11 protein-coding genes are annotated in these 17,847 nt (G+C 73.1%); 7 read left to right on the forward strand and 4 right to left on the reverse strand.

The window, feature by feature from the left end; all coding sequences use genetic code 11:
- The first annotated feature begins 150 nt into the window (after window positions 1–150).
- The 3 genes from ACFYXV_RS15715 to ACFYXV_RS15725 all read left to right on the forward strand — a co-directional run bounded on the left by ACFYXV_RS15715 (window position 151) and on the right by ACFYXV_RS15725 (window position 3,875).
- A complete protein-coding gene (locus ACFYXV_RS15715) occupies window positions 151–1,008 on the forward strand; it encodes a M24 family metallopeptidase (RefSeq protein ID WP_385463727.1) in 858 nt (285 codons plus the stop codon).
- Window positions 1,005–2,795, forward strand: a complete 1,791-nt coding sequence (locus ACFYXV_RS15720; RefSeq protein ID WP_385463724.1) for an SDR family oxidoreductase — start codon at window positions 1,005–1,007, stop codon at window positions 2,793–2,795. Before ACFYXV_RS15715 ends, ACFYXV_RS15720 begins: the two co-directional genes overlap by 4 nt.
- 165 nt (window positions 2,796–2,960) lie before the next feature.
- Window positions 2,961–3,875: a MerR family transcriptional regulator gene (locus tag ACFYXV_RS15725; RefSeq protein ID WP_385463721.1), complete on the forward strand. Its 915-nt coding sequence runs from the start codon at window positions 2,961–2,963 to the stop codon at window positions 3,873–3,875.
- Between the two features lie 73 nt (window positions 3,876–3,948).
- Here the strand turns inward: ACFYXV_RS15725 and ACFYXV_RS15730 are convergent, their stop codons facing one another.
- Window positions 3,949–4,755 carry an aquaporin gene (locus tag ACFYXV_RS15730; RefSeq protein ID WP_385463718.1) on the reverse strand — a complete coding sequence of 269 codons (807 nt, stop codon included), beginning with the start codon at window positions 4,753–4,755 and terminating at the stop codon, window positions 3,949–3,951.
- Between the two features lie 142 nt (window positions 4,756–4,897).
- Here ACFYXV_RS15730 and ACFYXV_RS15735 point away from each other — a divergent pair, with 142 nt between their 5' ends.
- From ACFYXV_RS15735 to ACFYXV_RS15745, 3 genes are all read left to right on the forward strand, one after another.
- Window positions 4,898–5,437, forward strand: a complete 540-nt coding sequence (locus tag ACFYXV_RS15735) for an RNA 2'-phosphotransferase (RefSeq protein ID WP_385463715.1) — start codon at window positions 4,898–4,900, stop codon at window positions 5,435–5,437.
- Window positions 5,438–5,556: 119 nt separating this feature from the next.
- Window positions 5,557–7,452, forward strand: a complete 1,896-nt coding sequence (locus ACFYXV_RS15740) for an HSP90 family protein (protein ID WP_389383148.1) — start codon at window positions 5,557–5,559, stop codon at window positions 7,450–7,452.
- Window positions 7,449–10,517, forward strand: a complete 3,069-nt coding sequence (locus ACFYXV_RS15745) for a tetratricopeptide repeat protein (RefSeq protein WP_389383149.1) — start codon at window positions 7,449–7,451, stop codon at window positions 10,515–10,517. Before ACFYXV_RS15740 ends, ACFYXV_RS15745 begins: the two co-directional genes overlap by 4 nt.
- A gap of 48 nt (window positions 10,518–10,565) precedes the next feature.
- Here ACFYXV_RS15745 and ACFYXV_RS15750 read toward each other — a convergent pair whose 3' ends face one another.
- Window positions 10,566–11,471 carry an LLM class flavin-dependent oxidoreductase gene (locus ACFYXV_RS15750; protein WP_389383151.1) on the reverse strand — a complete coding sequence of 302 codons (906 nt, stop codon included), beginning with the start codon at window positions 11,469–11,471 and terminating at the stop codon, window positions 10,566–10,568.
- A gap of 148 nt (window positions 11,472–11,619) precedes the next feature.
- Here ACFYXV_RS15750 and ACFYXV_RS15755 point away from each other — a divergent pair, with 148 nt between their 5' ends.
- Complete coding sequence (locus tag ACFYXV_RS15755; protein ID WP_385463703.1) at window positions 11,620–12,504, forward strand: Cof-type HAD-IIB family hydrolase; 885 nt, start codon at window positions 11,620–11,622, stop codon at window positions 12,502–12,504.
- Between the two features lie 3 nt (window positions 12,505–12,507).
- Here ACFYXV_RS15755 and ACFYXV_RS15760 read toward each other — a convergent pair whose 3' ends face one another.
- Both ACFYXV_RS15760 and cydD read right to left on the reverse strand, forming a co-directional pair.
- Window positions 12,508–14,244, reverse strand: a complete 1,737-nt coding sequence (locus ACFYXV_RS15760) for a GAF domain-containing sensor histidine kinase (protein WP_385463700.1) — start codon at window positions 14,242–14,244, stop codon at window positions 12,508–12,510.
- A 24-nt stretch (window positions 14,245–14,268) separates the two neighbouring features.
- A complete protein-coding gene (cydD, locus tag ACFYXV_RS15765) occupies window positions 14,269–17,841 on the reverse strand; it encodes a thiol reductant ABC exporter subunit CydD (protein ID WP_389383152.1) in 3,573 nt (1,190 codons plus the stop codon).
- Window positions 17,842–17,847: the final 6 nt, after the last annotated feature.

Genomic DNA, 17,847 nt, shown 5'->3' on the forward strand with positions numbered 1-17,847 from the left:
GGACCGACGAAGCGGACCGTAGGCGGTGGATCGGACAAGTTGTCCACAGGTCCGTGCACGACCCTTGACGTGATCTCCGGTCATTGTCACATTCATCAGTGTCAAGTTACGGGCGCGTAGCGCGTACGGCTCTACGGACGGACGGCTGTCATGGCTGCGGACACCAGGCAACGCCCCGCGCAACTCTCGCCGGACCTGCGCGGGTTCAGGGAAGTGCAGCGCCTCTCGTACGAGTGCGCGGAGACCGTCGCGGCGCAGCTGCGGCCGGGGGTGACCGAGCGCGAGGCGGCGCGGATGCAGCGCGAGTGGCTGCGCGAGCGCGGGGTGCGGGACTGGTTCCACCTGCCGTTCGCGTGGTTCGGGGACCGGACCGCCTTCGCGAACTTCAAGATCCCCCTCCAGTTCTTCCCGACGAACCGGAAGCTGGAGCCGGGGATGCCGTTCATCCTCGACATGGCGCCCGTGTACAAGGGGTACGCGGCCGACATCGGGTACTCGGGCAGCCTCGGGCTGAACCCGGTGCAGGACCGGCTCATGTCCGATCTCCGGGTGCACCGCGAGCTGATCCTGGACCAGGTGCGCGAGCGCCGCCCGCTGCGCGAGATCTACGAGAACGTCGAGCGGCTGATGATCCTCCAGGGGTACGCCAACCGGCACCGCGCCTACCCCTTCGGCGTGATCGCCCACAAGATAGACCGGGTCAAGGAGCGGCGCTGGTCCCCGACCGCCTTCGGGTTCGGGACGCAGTCCCTCAAGGGGCTGGCCTCCGACGCCCTGCACGGACACCGCGAGGGCTGGTCCCCGCTGTGGAGCCCGTACCGCTTCTCCGATCACCCGCCGCAGCCCGGGCTGTGGGCGGTGGAGCCGCACCTGGGATTCCGGGGCACCGGTGCGAAGTTCGAGGAGATCCTGGTGGTCACCGACTCACGGGATCCCGCGGAGAGCGCGTTCTGGCTGGACGACGATCTGCCGCACGTGCGGCGCTGGGCCGAGGAGAGGGCAGCATGAGCGGCATGAGCGAGATCAACGGGTCGGGCCTCGAAGGGGCGCGCGAGCGCCGGGTGAGCACCGGCGGCATCGAGCTGTGCGTCGTCGAGCTCGGCGAGGCGGACCGGCCGACCGTGGTGCTCGTGCACGGGTACCCGGACAGCAAAGAGGTCTGGTCGGAGGTCGCGCAGCGGCTGGCGGCCCGCTTCCACGTGGTGCTCTACGACGTACGCGGCCACGGGCGGTCCACGGCTCCGGCGCCCCTGCGCGGCGGGTTCACCCTGGAGAAGCTGACCGACGACTTCCTGGCGGTGGCGGACGCGGTCAGCCCCGACCGCCCGGTGCACCTGGTCGGCCACGACTGGGGCTCCGTGCAGGGCTGGGAGTTCGCGACCGTCGCCCGCACGGAGGGCCGGATCGCCTCCTTCACCTCGATCTCGGGCCCCTCCCTGGACCACTTCGGGCACTGGATCAAGAAGCGGATGTCCCGGCCCACCCCGCGCCGGGCCGCGCAGCTCCTCGGCCAGGGCGCCAAGTCCTGGTACGTGTACATGCTGCACACGCCCGTGCTGCCGGAGCTCGCCTGGCGCGGGCCTCTCGGCAAGCGGTGGCCGCGGATGCTGGAGCGGGTGGAGAAGGTCCCCTCCGGTTCCTACCCGACGGCCTCGCTGCCCTCGGACGCCGCGCACGGGGCCTGGCTCTACCGCGACAACGTACGGCCCCGGATGCGCCGGCCGCGCCCCGACGCGTACGCGCACGTACCCGTCCAGCTGATCACCCCGACCGGTGACGCCTTCCTCTCCGAGCGGCTCTACGACGACCTGGAGCGGTGGGCCCCCGACCTGGTGCGGCGCACCCTGCCCGCCAAGCACTGGGTGCCGCGGACCCGGCCCGACCAGCTGACCGCGTGGATCACCGAGTTCGTCACCGCCCGCGAGGAGCCCGCCGCCCGGGCGCCGGAACAGAAGGCCCCGGGCAAGTACGCCGACCGGTTCGGCGGCCAGCTCGTCCTGGTCACCGGCGCCGCCAGCGGGATCGGCCGGGCCACCGCGTTCGCGTTCGCCGAGGCCGGGGCCCGGGTGGTGTGCGTGGACCGGGATGCCGAGGGCGCGGCCCGCACGGCCGACATGGCACGGCTCGTCGGGGCCCCCGAGGCCTGGGGCGAGTGCGTCGACGTCAGCGACGAGCAGGCGATGGAGAAGCTCGCGGCGAAGACCGCCGCCGAGTACGGCGTCGTGGACGTCCTGGTCAACAACGCCGGAATCGGCCTGTCGGGGCCCTTCCTGGAGACCAGTGCGGAGGACTGGAAGAAGGTCCTCGACGTCAACCTGTGGGGTGTCATCCACGGCTGCCGGATCTTCGGCAGGCAGATGGCGGAGCGAGGCCAGGGCGGGCACATCGTCAACACCGCCTCCGCCGCCGCCTACCTGCCGTCCAAGACGCTGCCCGCGTACAGCACGTCGAAGGCGGCGGTCCTGATGCTGAGCGAGTGTCTGCGCGCCGAGCTCGCCTCGCGGTCGATCGGGGTCTCGGCGATCTGCCCCGGCATCGTCAACACCAACATCACCGCCACCTCGCGCTTCGCCGGGGTCGACGCCGCGGAGGAGAAGCGCCGTCAGGAGCGCTCCTCGCGGCTCTACGGGCTGCGCAACTTCCCGCCGGAGAAGGTCGCCGAGGCGGTCCTGCGGGCCGTGGTGCGCAACGAGGCCGTGGTGCCGGTGACCCCGGAGTCCAAGGGCGCCCTGTGGATGTCCCGGTTCGCGCCGGGCACCCTGCGCCGGCTCGCGAAACTGGAGCCGCGGCTGTGAGCGGGACAGAGCCCGGCACGGCCATATCCCGCTCCTTCCGGCGGTCGTACCATCCCTCGCAGGAGGGCTCGCTGCGCAGGGCGGTCGAGCACCTTGCGGCTTCGCCTGCCGCCCGGGCCGCGGCGGCCGCGGTCGGCCGAGCCGCCATGTCGTAGGGAGCCGGGATTGTCAGAACAGGCGGTGGCCGAGTACCGGATCGAGGATCTCGCACACCACAGCGGGGCGACGGTGCGCACGATCAGGGCGTACCAGGACCGTGGGCTGCTGCCGAAGCCGGAACGGCGCGGCCGCTCCAACGTCTACCGGGACACGCATCTGGCACGGCTGCGCCAGATCGCAGATCTGCTGGACCGCGGCTACACCCTGGCCTCCATCAAGGAACTTCTGGAGGCCTGGGACGCCGGGCGCGGGCTCGGCGGCGTGCTGGGGCTCGTCGCCGAGGTTCACGGGCCGTGGACCGACGAGGAGGCCGCCCGGATCAGCCGGGCCGAGCTGAACGAGCGGTTCGGCGGCCGGCCCGACGACGACGCGGTGGGTGAGGCGTGCGAGCTGGGGGTGCTGGAGGCGATCGAGGGACGCCCGGACGAGTTCCTGGTGCCCTCCCCCCAGGAGCTGGCGGTGGCCGCCGAGCTGTACGCGGCCGGGGTGCCGCTGCCGGCGATCACCGGCCACCTGCGGGAGCTGCGCGGGCAGGTGGAGCACATCGCCTCGCGGTTCCTGGAGTTCACCACCGAGCACGTCTTCGCCCGCTACCTCGGGGAGGTCCCGCCGACCGACGCCGACGCGGCGGAGGCGGCGACGATGGTACGGAGACTGCGCCCCCTGGCCCAGCAGACGGTGGACGCCGAGCTGGCGCGGGCGATGCGGCTGTTCGCGACCCGGCACCTGCAGCGCCACCTGGGGGCTGCCGGCGCCCCGCAGCCCTCGGGCCCGGCGCCGGTGGCCCTGCCGGCGGAGACCGTACGGGCGGTGCAGGAGCTGGTCGGCGCCGAGCACGTGGGGGAGTTCGTCCGGGCCGCCACGGAGCGGGAGCTCCAGGCCCGGACGATGAACGAACTGGCGCGCCGCGCGGGCGGGTAACGGCGCGCGAGTGATGGCGTGCGGGTGACGGCGTGCGGGTGACGGCCGGTGGGTAACGGCCGGCAGCACCCGCTCAGTAGTCCACAGGGCGGATCACTCGTTTGCCCGCAAAACCAGCCCAACCAGCTGTGGACAAGTCGGTATTGCCTGTGGGCAACTCTGTGGACAACGCCGCCGGCTCCTCCTGCGCACCGGGCCGGGCGCTCCCGTACAGGAGCGCGGAGAGGGCCAGCCCAAGGACCCCGCCGACCACCTGGGCCGCGACGAATCCGGGCAGCGACTGCGGGGCGATCCCGGTGAACGAGTCGCTGAAGGCCCGCCCGATGGTGCCCGCCGGGTTGGCGAAGGAGCCGGACGAGGTGAACCAGATCGCGGCGGCGATGTACGCGGCGACCGCGGCGGGGATCAGCTTCGCTCGCCCGATGCGCTCCAGGCCCTGGATGACGAGGACGAGCCCGGCCGTGGCGACGACCTCGCCGACGAGCAGGTGACCACCGCTGCGGATCTGCGTGGAGAAGGTACCGGGCGCGCGGCCGAACATCACCTCGGCGAGCACGGCCCCGCCGATGGCCCCGGCGGTCTGGGCTGCGGTGTAGACGAGGGCCTCCCGGCCGCCGAGTCCCTCGCCGCCGGTGCGCCGGGCCCACCAGGAGGTGAGGGTGACGACCGGGTTGAGGTGGGCTCCGGACAGCGGCCCGAAGAGGGTGATGATCAGGCCGAGGCCGATGGCCGAGGCGAGCGAGTTGGCGACGAGCGCGACACCGGCGTCACGGCTGAGGCCTGCGGCCTGGATACCGGAACCGATCACGACCACGAGGAGGCCGGCGGTGCCGACGAGCTCGGCGACCGCGCGGCGCGGCAGGGAAGCGTGGATTGTCATGGGTTCTCCCCCTGGGCAGAAGTACAGCGGAAAATGTATTCCGTATCTTGGAAACGCGGTAGAGGGGTTCCGCGGCGCCCCAGGGCGGCGGAGCCCCGATAAATCCCTGCTCGCCCCCCGCCCGACCCGGCAAGCTGGTCCCATGGACGACAGACGCACCGTGAAGGTGTCCAAATACGTCTCGAAACACCTGCGGCATCAGCCTGAACGCATCGGACTGGTGCTCGACCCGCAGGGCTGGGTGGAGATCGGCGATCTCCTGGCCGCGGCCGCCGCCCACCGATTCCCGATCAGCCGCGCCGAGCTCGACCACGTCGTCGCGGCCAACGACAAGCAGCGGTTCGCCGTCGAGGGCACCCGCATCCGCGCCAGCCAGGGACACACCGTTCCCGTGGACCTGGGCCTGCCGGAGGCCGAACCGCCCGCGTACCTCTACCACGGCACCGTCGCCGCCGCCCTGGACGCGATCCGCGCCGAGGGCCTGCGCCCCATGGCCCGCCACCACGTGCACCTGTCCCCCGACCGGGAGACGGCGACCCGCGTGGGCGCTCGGCGCGGCCGGCCGGTCGTGCTCGCCGTGGACGCGGGAGCGATGCGCGCGGCCGGGCACGTGTTCCGTATCAGCGCCAACGGGGTGTGGCTGGCGGACGCCGTACCGCCGCAGTTCCTGCGCTTCTCCTAGCGCGGGAATTCAAGACGAGATTGTCAGATCATCCCCCTACTCTGTTCCTCATTCCGGTCCGTGAGGGGGGCACCTCGCGATCGCCGAACCATCCATGCGAGCACGCGAGGTGACGCCCCATGACGTCCGCATCCTCTTCCTCCACCCACTCCGACCCCGCCGCCGGCAGCTTCCAAGTCGATCTGCGCGGCCTGGTCGACCTGCTCTCCCACCACCTCTACTCCAGCCCGCGCGTCTACGTCCGCGAGCTGCTGCAGAACGCGGTGGACGCCGTCACCGCCCGCCAGGCACTCCACCCGGAGGCGGAAATCCGCATCCGCCTGTCGGCGACCGCGGGCCGGGTGACCATCGAGGACAGCGGCATCGGCCTGACCGCCGCCGAGGCCCACTCCCTCCTCGCCACCATCGGCCGCAGCTCCAAGCGCGGCGGCGACCACGGCCTGGAGACCACCCGCCGGGAGTTCCTCGGCCAGTTCGGCATCGGCCTGCTCGCGTGCTTCGTCGTGGCCCGCCAGATCCGCGTCATCACCCGCTCCGCCCGCGACCCCCAGGCCGCGCCCGTCGAATGGCTGGCCACGGACGACGGCTCGTACACCGTCCGCGAACTGCCCGACGAGGCACGCCGGGAGCCCGGCACCACCGTGATCCTCCAGGCCCGCCCGGGTGCCGAGGAGTGGACCGTCCCCGCCAAGGTCGAGCAGCTGGCCCGCGACTACGGCTCCCTGCTCCCGTACGACATCACCTTCACCGAAGGCGATGCCGGGAACGAGGACGAGGGCACGGCCGGCGGGAGCGGTGAGCCGCGGGGCATCACCGACCGGCCCGCCGTGTGGGACCGCCCCTTCCCCACCCCCGCCGCGCGCCGCGTCGCCCTCGCCGGCCACTGCGCACAGCTCTTCGGCTTCACCCCGCTCGACAGCATCGACCTCGACCTGCCCGTCGCCGGGGTCCGCGGGGTCGCGTACGTCCTCCCCGAGCCGACCAGTCCCGCCCACCGGGCCGGACACCGCGTCCACCTCAAGGGCATGCTGCTCACGGACCACGCCGACAACCTCCTGCCGGACTGGGCCTTCTTCATCCGCGCGGTCATCGACACCGACACCCTGCGACCCACGGCCTCGCGCGAGAACCTGTACGACGACGAGACCCTCTCCGCCGTACGGGAGGCTCTCGGCGCCCGGGTCCGGGCCTGGCTCGCAGAGCTCGCCGCGAGCGAACCGGAGCGCCTCGCCGCCTTCCTGAGCGTCCATCACCTCGGGGTGAAGTCCCTGGCACGGCACGACGCCGAGCTGCTCGGCCTGATGCTGCCCTGGCTGCCGTTCGAGACGAGCGAGGGCTCCATGAGCCTCCAGGAGTTCACGGCCGCGCACACCGAGATCCACTTCACGCGCACCGTCGAGGAGTTCCGCCAGATCGCCCCGATCGCCGCGGCCCACGGCCTCGGCGTCATCAACGCGGGATACACATACGACGCCGACCTTCTCGCCCTGCTGCCCGCCGTCCGGCCGGACCTCAAGGTCACGGAGCTGGACGCCGGCGCCGTCACCGAGCGGCTCGACCCGGTCCCGACCTCCGCCGAACTGGCCCTCGCACCCTTCCTGTCCACGGCGCGCACCCGTCTGGAGGCCCAGGGCTGCGATGTCGTGCTGCGCGCCTTCCAGCCCGTCTCCGTCCCCGCCCTCTACCTCGACGACCGCCAGGCCCGCCAGGAGCGCGACCGCACGGCGGCGCTGGACAGCGCCGACTCCCTGTGGAGCGGAATCCTCGGAGCGCTGCGCGGCTCCGCCCCGCGCGCCCGCCTGGTGCTCAACCACAACAACCCGCTGATCCGCCGGATGTCGGCCCTGCCCGACGAGGCCCTGACCGGCACGGCCGTCGAATCGCTGTACGGGCAGGCGCTGCTGATGTCCCAGCGGCCGCTGCGCCCCTCCGACTCCACGCTGCTCAACCGGGCCTTCCTCGGCCTCCTCGAATGGGCGACCCACTCCACCGACTCCCAGGAGGGACAGAAGTGACCATGCTGACGAGCGAGGAGATCGAGCAGGGCCTGGTCGAGAACAGGAGCTCCCCGAACGGAACCGCACGCAACGCGCACGCCGAAGTGCTCGTGGGCGCGGCGGAGGCGATCGGTGACGGGCCCCTGTTCCGCAAGGCCCTGGACAACCTGATCAACGCCTACCTCTGGAGTGCCGAGTCCTCCAAGATGCTGGTGCCCTTCGCCCGGCTGCTCCAGGAGTACGACAAGGACCCCGGCGCCTTCGACCGGTGGGACGCCCACTCGCTGTTCTGGCAGTTCAAGTGGGTGGCCACGGCCATCAGCGATTCCCCCGAGATCCCGCTCCAGTCCGCCGTCGGCTGGCTGGACGAGATGGAGCGCCGCTACCGGGTCGCGGGCTACAGCGAGCGGCCGGTCCGCGAGTCCGAGCTGTGGCTCGCCGACGCGATCGGCGACGACGACCGGGCCGAGCGGGCGCACCGGGCCTGGCTGGCGGCCGAACGCGACGACATGAGCGACTGCCACGCCTGCGAGCTCAACGGACAGGGTGCGTACGCCGTACTGCGCGGGGAGGACGCCCGGGCCCTGGAGCTCTGGCAGCCGGTGCTGGCCGGCGAGCGGACCTGCGCCGAGGAACCCCACCGGCTGCTCGCCACTTCACTGCTGCCGCTGCTGCGCCTGGGCCGCTCGGACGAGGCCCGTTCGCACCACGTGCGCGGCTACCGCATGGCCCGCGGCAACGAGAGCCTGCTGCCCTCGATCGGCAAGCACATCGAGTTCTGCGCCCTGAGCGGCAACGAGTCGCGCGGTCTGGAGATCCTCGCGGAGCATGCCGCCCACATGAGCCCGCTGGTCAACGTCGACGACCAGCTGGCCTTCCACGGCGGCATCCTCGTACTGCTGCGCCGGCTGACGGAGCTGGGGCACGGCCAGAGCCCCGCCGTCCCGTACGAGGGCGTCCCGCACACGGTGTCCGAACTGCACGAGGTGCTGCGCGCGAGCTCGCTGGAGATCGCCCACCGGTTCGACGCGCGCAACGGCACCACCCGGGTATCCGAGCGCTTCCTCGCCCGGATCGGGCGGGAGCCGCTGGTCGGCGTACTGCCGCTGGGCGTGCGCAGCTCGGCGCTGCCGCGGCCGACGGCCGCCGTGACCACCCCTGCGGCGGCGGCCGTCTCCCCGGTGCCCGCAGCCGATGTGGCGGAACTGGTGGAGCGGGCCCGACAGGCCCGGGAACAGCGGCACCCGGCCGCGGACGCGCTCTGGGCCGAGGTCGCCGTACGGGTGGACGCGCGCCCGGCGGACGAGGTGGACCCGCTGCTCGCGGCCGATGTCGCCGACCACCGGGCGCTGACGGCGGCGCGCGGCGGCGCCGCAAACGCGGCGGAGCTGCTGGAGGCGGTCCGCGACCGCTACCGGGAGCTCCGGCAGGCGGAGCGCGCGGCACTGGCGCAGCTGCGGCTCGCGAGCGCGGCCGCGCAGTCCGGGGCCGAGCCTCAGCGGATCCGGGAGCTGCTGGCGGTTGCCCTGAAGGCCGCCGAGGCCCTGGACGCGGACGAGCCGCTGCGCGGGCGCCGGATCGCACTGGCGGAGCTGTCGTCGATCCGGGTGGAGTCGTACCTGCGCTCGCTGGAGGAGGGCCCCGAGCACGCGCACCTCCACGCGCCGGGCCAGGACCACGGACACGGTGAGCTGGCCGCCGAACTCGGCGCCTTCGTCACCGCGTACGAGGAAGCGCTGCCCGACCTGGCGGCCGAAGCCGAGGAGATGCTGGGCCGCGTCGCGCTGTCGCAGGGGGAGCCCGAGCGGGCCCTGCCGTTCCTGGCCGCGTCCGCGGCGCGCGCGGTGGCGGCTGGCCTGCCCTGGCAGGCGGTGGACGCGCTGGTGCTGCGGGCCGGTGTGCTGATGTCGCTGGACCGGCCCGAGGAGGCGCAGGAAGCGGCGCGTTCCGCGCTGGAACACTCGGCGGAGGTGACGGAGCCCGAGACGCACGGCGTCGTTCGGCTCACCCTGGCGGACATCCTGCTGCGCCGGGCCGACGCGGCGGCGGAGGCGGCCGAGCACGCCCTGACCGCCGCGCACTGGTTCGACCAGGCGGGTCTGACCGCGGACGGCGGGGCGCAGGCCCGGCTGGTGCTGGCCCGGGCGTACGCGCGGGAGGGCAGGCACGCCGACGCGGCGGAGGTGCTGCAGTCGACGCTGCCCGATCTGCTGGAGCACGGCGAGGGACAGGCCGTGTCCGTGCGGGAGTTCCTCGGCGATCTGCTGCGGCAGCTGAACGACCCCCGGGCAGCGGCGGAGCAATACCTGCTGGCGGCGGAGGTGGCCAAGGGCTGGGAGGACACCCGCCCACAGGCCGCTCTGGCGCAGGCCGCGGCGGAACAGCTGTCCGCCGCGCGCATGGACCAGGAGGCGACCGCCGCGTACGAGCGGTCCCTGGAGCTGTTCCGCGTGACGGGGGATGCACCGATCGCCGAGGTGCGGATCCTGCGCTCCCTGGCCTGGCTGGCTCCGCGGGGAGGCGCCGGTGCGGCGGCGTGGGCACGTGCACGAGAGCTGATGCAGCAGGCCTGCGGGGTCCTGGAGGCTGCGCTGACCGAGCACGCCGCGGACGCCGGGTCCTCCGAGGGACAGGCCTCGCCGCTGCGGGCGGAGCTCGCCCAGACCTGGCTCCAGCTGGCGCAGGTGCTCGACTGGCGGGTCACCTCGCACGAGCAGTCCGAGGACTACGAGGACGACGAGGACGACGAGGACGAGGCCGGGGAAGTCAGCGGGGACGACGGGAACGGCGGGGGTTTCCCCCGCGCCGACGTGGACGCCGACATCGAGGCGCTGAGGCTGGAGGAGATCGAGCTGACCGCGCGCGCCGGTGAGCTGTACGCGGAACTGGGTCCGGACCACTTGGGGGACCGGCTCCAGTGCGTGCAGTACGCGGCCTGGACCGAGCAGGAGATCGGTCGCGCGGACGCGGGAGCCACCCGGCTCGCGGCGCTGGTCGAGGAACTCGGGGCCATGCCCGAAGGGGTCGTCCCGGACGGGCTCCTGGAGCGCGCCCGGTCCTCCCTCGACAGCCTGCGGTCCTGACCACGGTGCCCCCGCCGCCCGGTGGCGGCGGGGGCAGTCGTCTTCGCCTCAGCCGTTCAGCTGGGCCAGGCCCTCGGTGGCGATCTTCTCGAAGACGTTCTCGTCGGCCGCGAACTCGGAGTCCGGGATCGGGGCGTGGATCACGATCTCGGTGATGCCGAGTTCCCGGTGGTTGCCTGCGAAGTCGACGAACGCGTCGACGGAGTCCAGCATCGTGTTGCGGTCCGGAGTGAAGCCGGTCAGCAGGATCTTGTCCATCGGCTCGGACGCGCGGCCGATCTCGGCGCATGCCTTGTCGAGCCGGGCCAGCTGGCCGCGGATGGCCTCCACCGACTGCTCGGGGGTGCCCTCGTCGAAGAGCTTCGGATCGCCGGTGGTCACCCAGGCCTGGCCGTGGGCGGCCGCCAGCTTCATGCCCCGCGGACCGTTCCCGGCGACGGCGAAGGGCAGGCGCGGCCGCTGCACGCAGCCGGGGAGATTGCGGGCCTCCTCTGCGGAGTAGAACGTGCCGGATTCACTGATCTCGGCCTCGGTGAGCAGCCGGTCCAGCAGCGGCACGAACTCCGCGAAGCGGTCCGCGCGCTCGCGCGGGGTCCAGGGGTCCTGACCGAGCGCGGTGGCATCGAACCCGTTGCCGCCGGCGCCGATACCGAGGGTGAAGCGGCCGCCGGAGATGTCGTCCAGGGACATGAGTTCCTTGGCCAGCGTCACCGGGTGCCGGAAGTTCGGCGAGGTCACGAGCGTGCCCAGGCGCAGCTTCTCGGTGGCGGCGGCCGCCGCGGTCAGGGTCGGGATCGCGCCAAACCAGGGCTTGTCCCGGAAGGACCGCCAGGTCAGGTGGTCGTAGGTGTAAGCGGTGTGGAACCCGAGCCTCTCGGCTCGCACCCACTGGTCACGGCCGCCCTCACGCCACGGGCGTACCGGGAGGATCACAGTGCTCAGACGCAGACTCATGCGTTCGAGCCTACGGCTCCGCTCATGTTTCACGTGAAACATCGCCCGTCGCCCCTTCACCACGGGCATCCGCACTGCGGCGGGCGGGGGAGAAACATCGCCATCCGACGCGGGTGCCCGGCCCGCTCTGGTCGGCTGTCGCAGAGCCATGGGTGAAGATGGATCCGTGACCTCGGCTCCCCAGCGCCCGGACGGGCCAACCCCCGCTCCCCGGCTCATCGCCACCGACCTCGACGGCACCCTGCTGCGCGACGACAAATCCGTCTCGCTCCGCACGGTCGCCGCGCTCGCCGCCGCCGAGGAGGCAGGGATCGAGGTCTTCTTCGTGACCGGCCGCCCGGCCCGCTGGATGGACGTGGTCAGCGACCACGTCCACGGCCACGGCCTGGCGATCTGCGCGAACGGGGCCGCGGTGGTCGATCTCCACGCGGGGCGGGAGTTCGTACAGGTGCGCGCACTGCCGCGGGCCACGGCGCTGAGGGTCGTGGAGACGCTGCGCGCCGCCGCGCCGGGCACCTCCTTCGCGGTCGAGATGACGACCGGCATCAACTACGAGCCGCTGTACCCGCCCTTCTTCCAGGACCCGGGTGCCCACGTGGCAACGGCCGAGAAACTGCTGGAGGAGGAGGCCGACGACACCGCCGCTCCCGTCCTCAAGCTGCTCGCGCACCACGCCGAGCTGGCCCCGGACGAGTTCCTGGCGCTCGCCCGCTCCGCCGCCGGCGCCTACGCGTCGATCACCCGCTCCAGCCCGACCGCCCTGCTGGAGATCAGCGGGCTCGGGGTCTCCAAGGCCAGCACCCTGGAGCTGTGCTGCGCCGAGCGCGGTATCTCCCCTGCCGAGGTCGTCGCCTTCGGGGACATGCCGAACGACGTGGAGATGCTGCGCTGGGCGGGCACCTCGTACGCGATGGGCAACGCCCACCCGGACGTGATCGCGGCCGCCTCCGGACGCACGGTCGCCAACAACGAGGACGGCGTCGCCGTCGTCATCGAGCGCATCCTCGCGGAACGCGCCGCGCACCAGCGCTAGACGTCAGAGCGGGGCCTCCCACACCAGGGTGGTCCCGGTGCCGTCCTCCCCGATGCCGGGGCCGTACGAACTCGATCCGCCCAGCGATTCGGCCCGCCGGCGCAGGTTTCGCAGCCCGCTGCGCCGGCCGCCCTCGGGAATGCCCACCCCGTCGTCGGCGACCTCCAGGCGCACCCCGGGCCTCCCGTCGGCCAGCGTGCCGGTGCAGTCCACGACCACCTCGATCCGGGACGCCTCCGCATGCCGGAAGGCGTTCGACAGGGCCTCGCGCAGCGCCGCGATCAGGTTCTTGCCCACCAGCTCGCCGACCATCGTGTCGACCGGGCCGAGGAAGCGGTGCGCCGGCTTGAAGCCCAGCGGCACCGCGGCCATGTTGATCTCCCGCAGGACCCGGGTGCGCAGTCCCGACGGAGCCTCTGCCGGTCCCTGCTGGAGCGCGAAGATCGCGGTACGGATCTCCTGGATCGTCACGTCCAGCTCGTCCACGGCCTTGCCGACTCCGTCGACCACCTCGGGGACGACGGACCGCCGCTGGGCGCCCTCCAGCATCATCCCGGTGGCGAACAGCCTCTGGATGACCAGATCGTGCAGGTCCCGCGCGATCCGGTCGCGGTCCTCGAACACCGCCAGCCGCTCCCGGTCGCGCTGCGCCTCCGCCATCATCAGCGCGAGCGCCGCCTGGGAGGCGAACTGGGTGGCCAGGGTCCGCTCCGCCTCGCTGAACTGCCTCTTGCCGCGGGCCCGCGGGGTGACCAGCGCGCCCAGCACCCGCCCGCCGCTGTGCAGCGGCAGCATCATGCAGGGCCCGTACTGGCTGGTCAGCCGACTGATCATGCGAGGGTCGCTGGCGGCGTCCTCCACGAAGACCGGCTCACCCTCCAACAGCTTCGCCACCACAGGGCTCTCGGCAGGGATCACCAGACCGAGGGAGGTGGCCGCGCTCTCGGCGGAGACCGCGACGATCTCCATACCGCCGTCCTCAGCCGGCAGCATCACGATCCCGGCGGCGGAGTCGGCCAGGTGGCGTGCCTGCTCGGCCACCACCGACAGCGCGTCGTCCGCGTCCCCGCCCGACAGCAGGGCGGTCGTGACGGCCACCGAGCCGTCGATCCACCGCTCCCGCTGGGTGGCGGCCTCGTACAGCCGGGCGTTGCCGATGGCGATGCCCGCCTCGGTGGCCAGGACCCGGACCATGTGGATGTCGTAGTCGTTGAACCGGCCGCCGCCGTTCTTCTCGGCGAGGTACAGATTGCCGAAGATCTCCCCCTGCACCCGGATCGGGACACCGAGGAAGGTCTTCATGGGCGGGTGGTGCTTCGGGAACCCGGCCGAGCGCGGATCCTTCGTGAGATCGGCGAGCTGCACCGTGTCGGGGTGGGAGATCAGCGCGCCGAGCAGGCCCCGCTTGCCGTCCGGCCGGTGCCCGATCTTCCGGGCCGTCTCGGCGTCGATCCCGAAGGTGACGAAGTCCGACAGCCCGCGGCCCTCGGTGTCGACGACGCCGATCGCCGCGTACCGGGCGTCCGCGAGCTCGGCCGCCGTCTCGCAGATGCGATCGAGGGTGGAGTGCAGTTCGAGTCCGGTGCCGACGGAGCGCATGGCCTCCAGCAGTTGCGGAACCCGGGCCGTGAGCTCGGTGGAGAGGCCCTGCAGACTTCGGGTGGCCTGGGTGGCCGCTTCCAGCGGGTCCGGTGTTCCCGGTGAGGACTCCGGCGGTTCCTGCGACTCCTGCACTGACATGCCCTTGAGACTAGTTAGTCCCTTTTACCGGGGAAAGTCGGCCAGGGCCCCGTCGGCGGCCCGCTCCCGCTCCAGCAGGTTGCGCAGCGGCCCTTCGGCCGCGGCCAGCTCCGCGTACGTACCGCGCTGCACGACCGCTCCGCGGTCCAGTACGAGCACTTCGTCGACCGCCTCCAGGCCCGCCAGCCGGTGCGTGATCAGCACGGTCGTGCGCCCCTCGGTGGCGGCGAGCAGATCCGCCGTCAGGGCGTCCGCGGTGGCCAGGTCCAGGTGCTCGGCCGGCTCGTCGAGGACGAGGACGGGGAAGTCGGCGAGCAGCGCCCTCGCCAGTGCCAGGCGCTGGCGCTGGCCGCCGGAGATCCGCTCGCCGTGCTCACCCACCAGCGTGTCCAGCCCGTCCGGAAGGCCCTCGGCCCACTCCAGCAGCCGGGCCGCCGCCAGGGCCTCCCGCAGCTGCTCCTCGCTCGCCCCGGTCCGGGCCAGCCGCAGGTTCTCCCGTACCGAGCTGTCGAAGAGGTGTGCGTCCTGGGCGCACAGGCCCACCATCCGGCGGACCTCGTCGCCGTCGAGCGTGCGCGCGTCGGTGCCGCCCAGGCTGTACGTGCCCTCCGACAGGTCCAGGAACCGCAGCAGGACCTGGGCCAGCGAGGTCTTGCCCGCACCCGAGGAGCCGACGACGGCGATCCGCCGGCCGGCCTCCAGGGTGAGGTCCAGCCCGTGCAGCGCGTTCCGCTCCTGCCCGGGATGCCGGGCGGCGAGTCCGGTCAGCCGCAGCGGGAACGGCGAGGCCGGCACCGCGGCCGGCCGCTCCGGCTCGGCGACCGGGACGGGAGCGTCGAGGACCTCGTGGATCCGCTCGGCGCTCCGGCGCACCCGCTGCCGGTACTGGACGGCCTGCGGAAGCCCATTGACCGCCTCGAAGGCGGCGAGCGGGGTCAGCACGGCCACGGCCATGGCCACCCCGGACAGCCGTCCACCGTGCACGGCCTCGGCGGCCAGGGCCGCGGCGACCACCACGGTCAGCCCGCACACGAGGGCGGTCAGCCCGCTCCCGAGCCCGGTGGCGGCGGCTCCCCGTGCGGAGATGGCGGTCAGCGTCCTGTCACTCTCCTTCGCGGAGTCCTTCCGCCCGGCCAGCGCGCCGGCGACGGTCAGCTCGGCGGTCCCGGTCAGCAGATCGGCCACCCGCACGGCGAGTTCCCCCCGGGCGGGCGCGAGCCGCCGCTCCGCACGCCGGGCGCAGGCTCCGCTGACCAGCGGCACTCCGACCCCGGCGGCGAGCAGCCCGACGGCGAGCGCGGCACCCGCCCCGGGCAGCAGCCAGGCGGTGAAGGCGACCGAGCCGGTGCCCACGAGCACCGCGGTGCCCACCGGCAGCAGCCAGCGCAGCCAGTAGTCCTGGAGGGAGTCGGCGTCGGCCACCAGGCGGGCCAGGAGGTCCCCGCGGCGCTGCTCGCGCAGACCGGCCGGCGCGATGCGCTCCAGCCTGCGGAAGACCGACACCCGCACGTCGGCGAGCATCCGCAGCACGGCGTCATGGGAGACGAGCCGCTCCGCGTACCGGAAGACGGCCCTCCCGAGCCCGAAGGTCCGCGTGGCCGTGACGGCCACCATCAGGTAGAGCACCGGCGGCTGTTCGGATGCCCGCGAGATGAGCCATCCGGAGACGGCCATCAGCCCGACGCTGCACCCGACGGCCAGGGCCCCCAGCAGCAACCCGAGCCGGAACCGCCCCTGCCATGCCTTGGCCGCGGCGCGTACCCGCCGGAGCGGATCGCCGCCGCCCGCATCGGCGCCGCCTGCCTTGGCGGCCCTCTCGGGGGCGCGGCCGAGGATCCACTCCCCGGGGCCGGCCGGCCCCGCGCGCTCCCCTCCGAGGCGGCCCGAGGCCGCCGGGGCGATCCCTGCCCGGTCGGCGGAGGGAGCCGGCAGCAGCCCCGCCTCGCCCGGCACCGCAGCCTCCGCGCCCACCCGCACCACGCGGTCGGCCACGGCCAGCAGCGCAGGACGGTGGACGACCAGCAACACGGTCCGCCCCACCGCGAGGCGTCGTACGGCGTCCACGACGGCCCCTTCGGTCTCACCGTCGAGGGCAGCGGTCGGCTCGTCGAGCAGCAGCACCGGACGGTCCGCGAGGAACGCCCGCGCAAGTGCCAGCCGCTGGCGCTGTCCGGCGGAGAGCCCGACCCCGCCTTCCCCGAGCTCCGTCTCGACACCGCGCGGCAGCGCGGCGACGAACTCCCAGGCCCCGGCGTCCTTCAGCGCCCCCGCCACGGCCTCCGCGGAAGCGTCGGGGCGGGCCAGTCGTACGTTCTGCGCGATCGTCCCGGCGAACAGGTGCGGCCGCTGCGGAACCCACGCGATCCGCTCCCGCCACTGTTCGAGCGACAGCGAGGCGAGGTCCGCGCCGCCGATCCGCACCCGCCCCGCGGTCGGCTCGACGAAGCCCAGCAGCACGTGGAGCAGGGTGGACTTGCCCGCCCCGCTCGGCCCGATGAGGGCGACGCACTCCCCGGGCCCGACCGCCAGCGAGACCGGTCCCGGCGAGTCCTCACCGCGGCCCTCGTGGCGGACCGCGACCCCCTCGATCTCGATCCGCAGCCCGTCGGCCGGCACCGGGGCCACGCCGCCGGAGGCGGTGACCGGGGTCTGGAGCACCTCGAAGATCTCCTCCGCGGCGGCCAGCCCCTCGGCGGCCGCGTGGTACTGCGCCCCGACCTGGCGCAGCGGCAGGTACGCCTCGGGCGCCAGGATCAGGATGACCAGCCCGGTGTAGAGGTCAAGCTCCCCGTGGACCAGCCGCATGCCGATGGTCACGGCGACCAGCGCCACCGACAGCGTCGCCAGCAGTTCCAGGGCGAAGGAGGAGAGGAAGGCGATGCGCAGGGTCCGTACCGTCGCCTGCCGGTAGTCGTCGGTGATCTTGCGGATCGACTCGGCCTGGGCTTTGGCCCGGCCGAAGACCTTCAGCGTCGGCAGCCCGGCCACCACGTCCAGGAAGTGCCCCGACAGCCGGGACAGCAGCCGCCACTGCCGGTCCATCCGGGACTGGGTGGCCATGCCGATCAGCACCATGAACAGAGGAATCAGCGGCAGGGTGACGACGATGATGGCCGCCGAGACCCAGTCCTCGGTGACGATCCGGGCGAGGACCGCCACCGGGACGACCACCGCGAGCCCCAGCTGGGGGAGGTAGCGGGAGAAGTAGTCGTCGAGGGCGTCCACGCCCCTGGTGGCCAGCGCCACCAGCGATCCGGTCCGCTGTCCACTCAGCCAGCCGGGCCCCAGATCCGCGGCCCGGTCCAGCAGGCGGCCGCGCAGCTGCGATTTGACCGCCGCGCTGGCCCGGTGGGCGGCCAGCTCCGTGAGCCAGGCGAGCAAGCCGCGCCCCAGCGCGACCGCCGCGAGCAACAGCAGCGGGGTCCGCAGCGCGTCGCCGTCCAGTCCCCGCTCGAAGGCGCCGACCACGATCTCGGCGATCAGCATCGCCTGACCGATGACCAGCCCCGCCCCGGCAAGTCCCAGGGCCACCACGGCCGCCAGGAAGAGGCGGGTGGAGCGGGCGTACCGGAGCAGGCGCGGATCGATCGGTTTCACGTGAAA

This window comes from Streptomyces sp. NPDC002181, assembly GCF_042890485.1.
Lineage (GTDB): Bacteria > Actinomycetota > Actinomycetes > Streptomycetales > Streptomycetaceae > Streptomyces.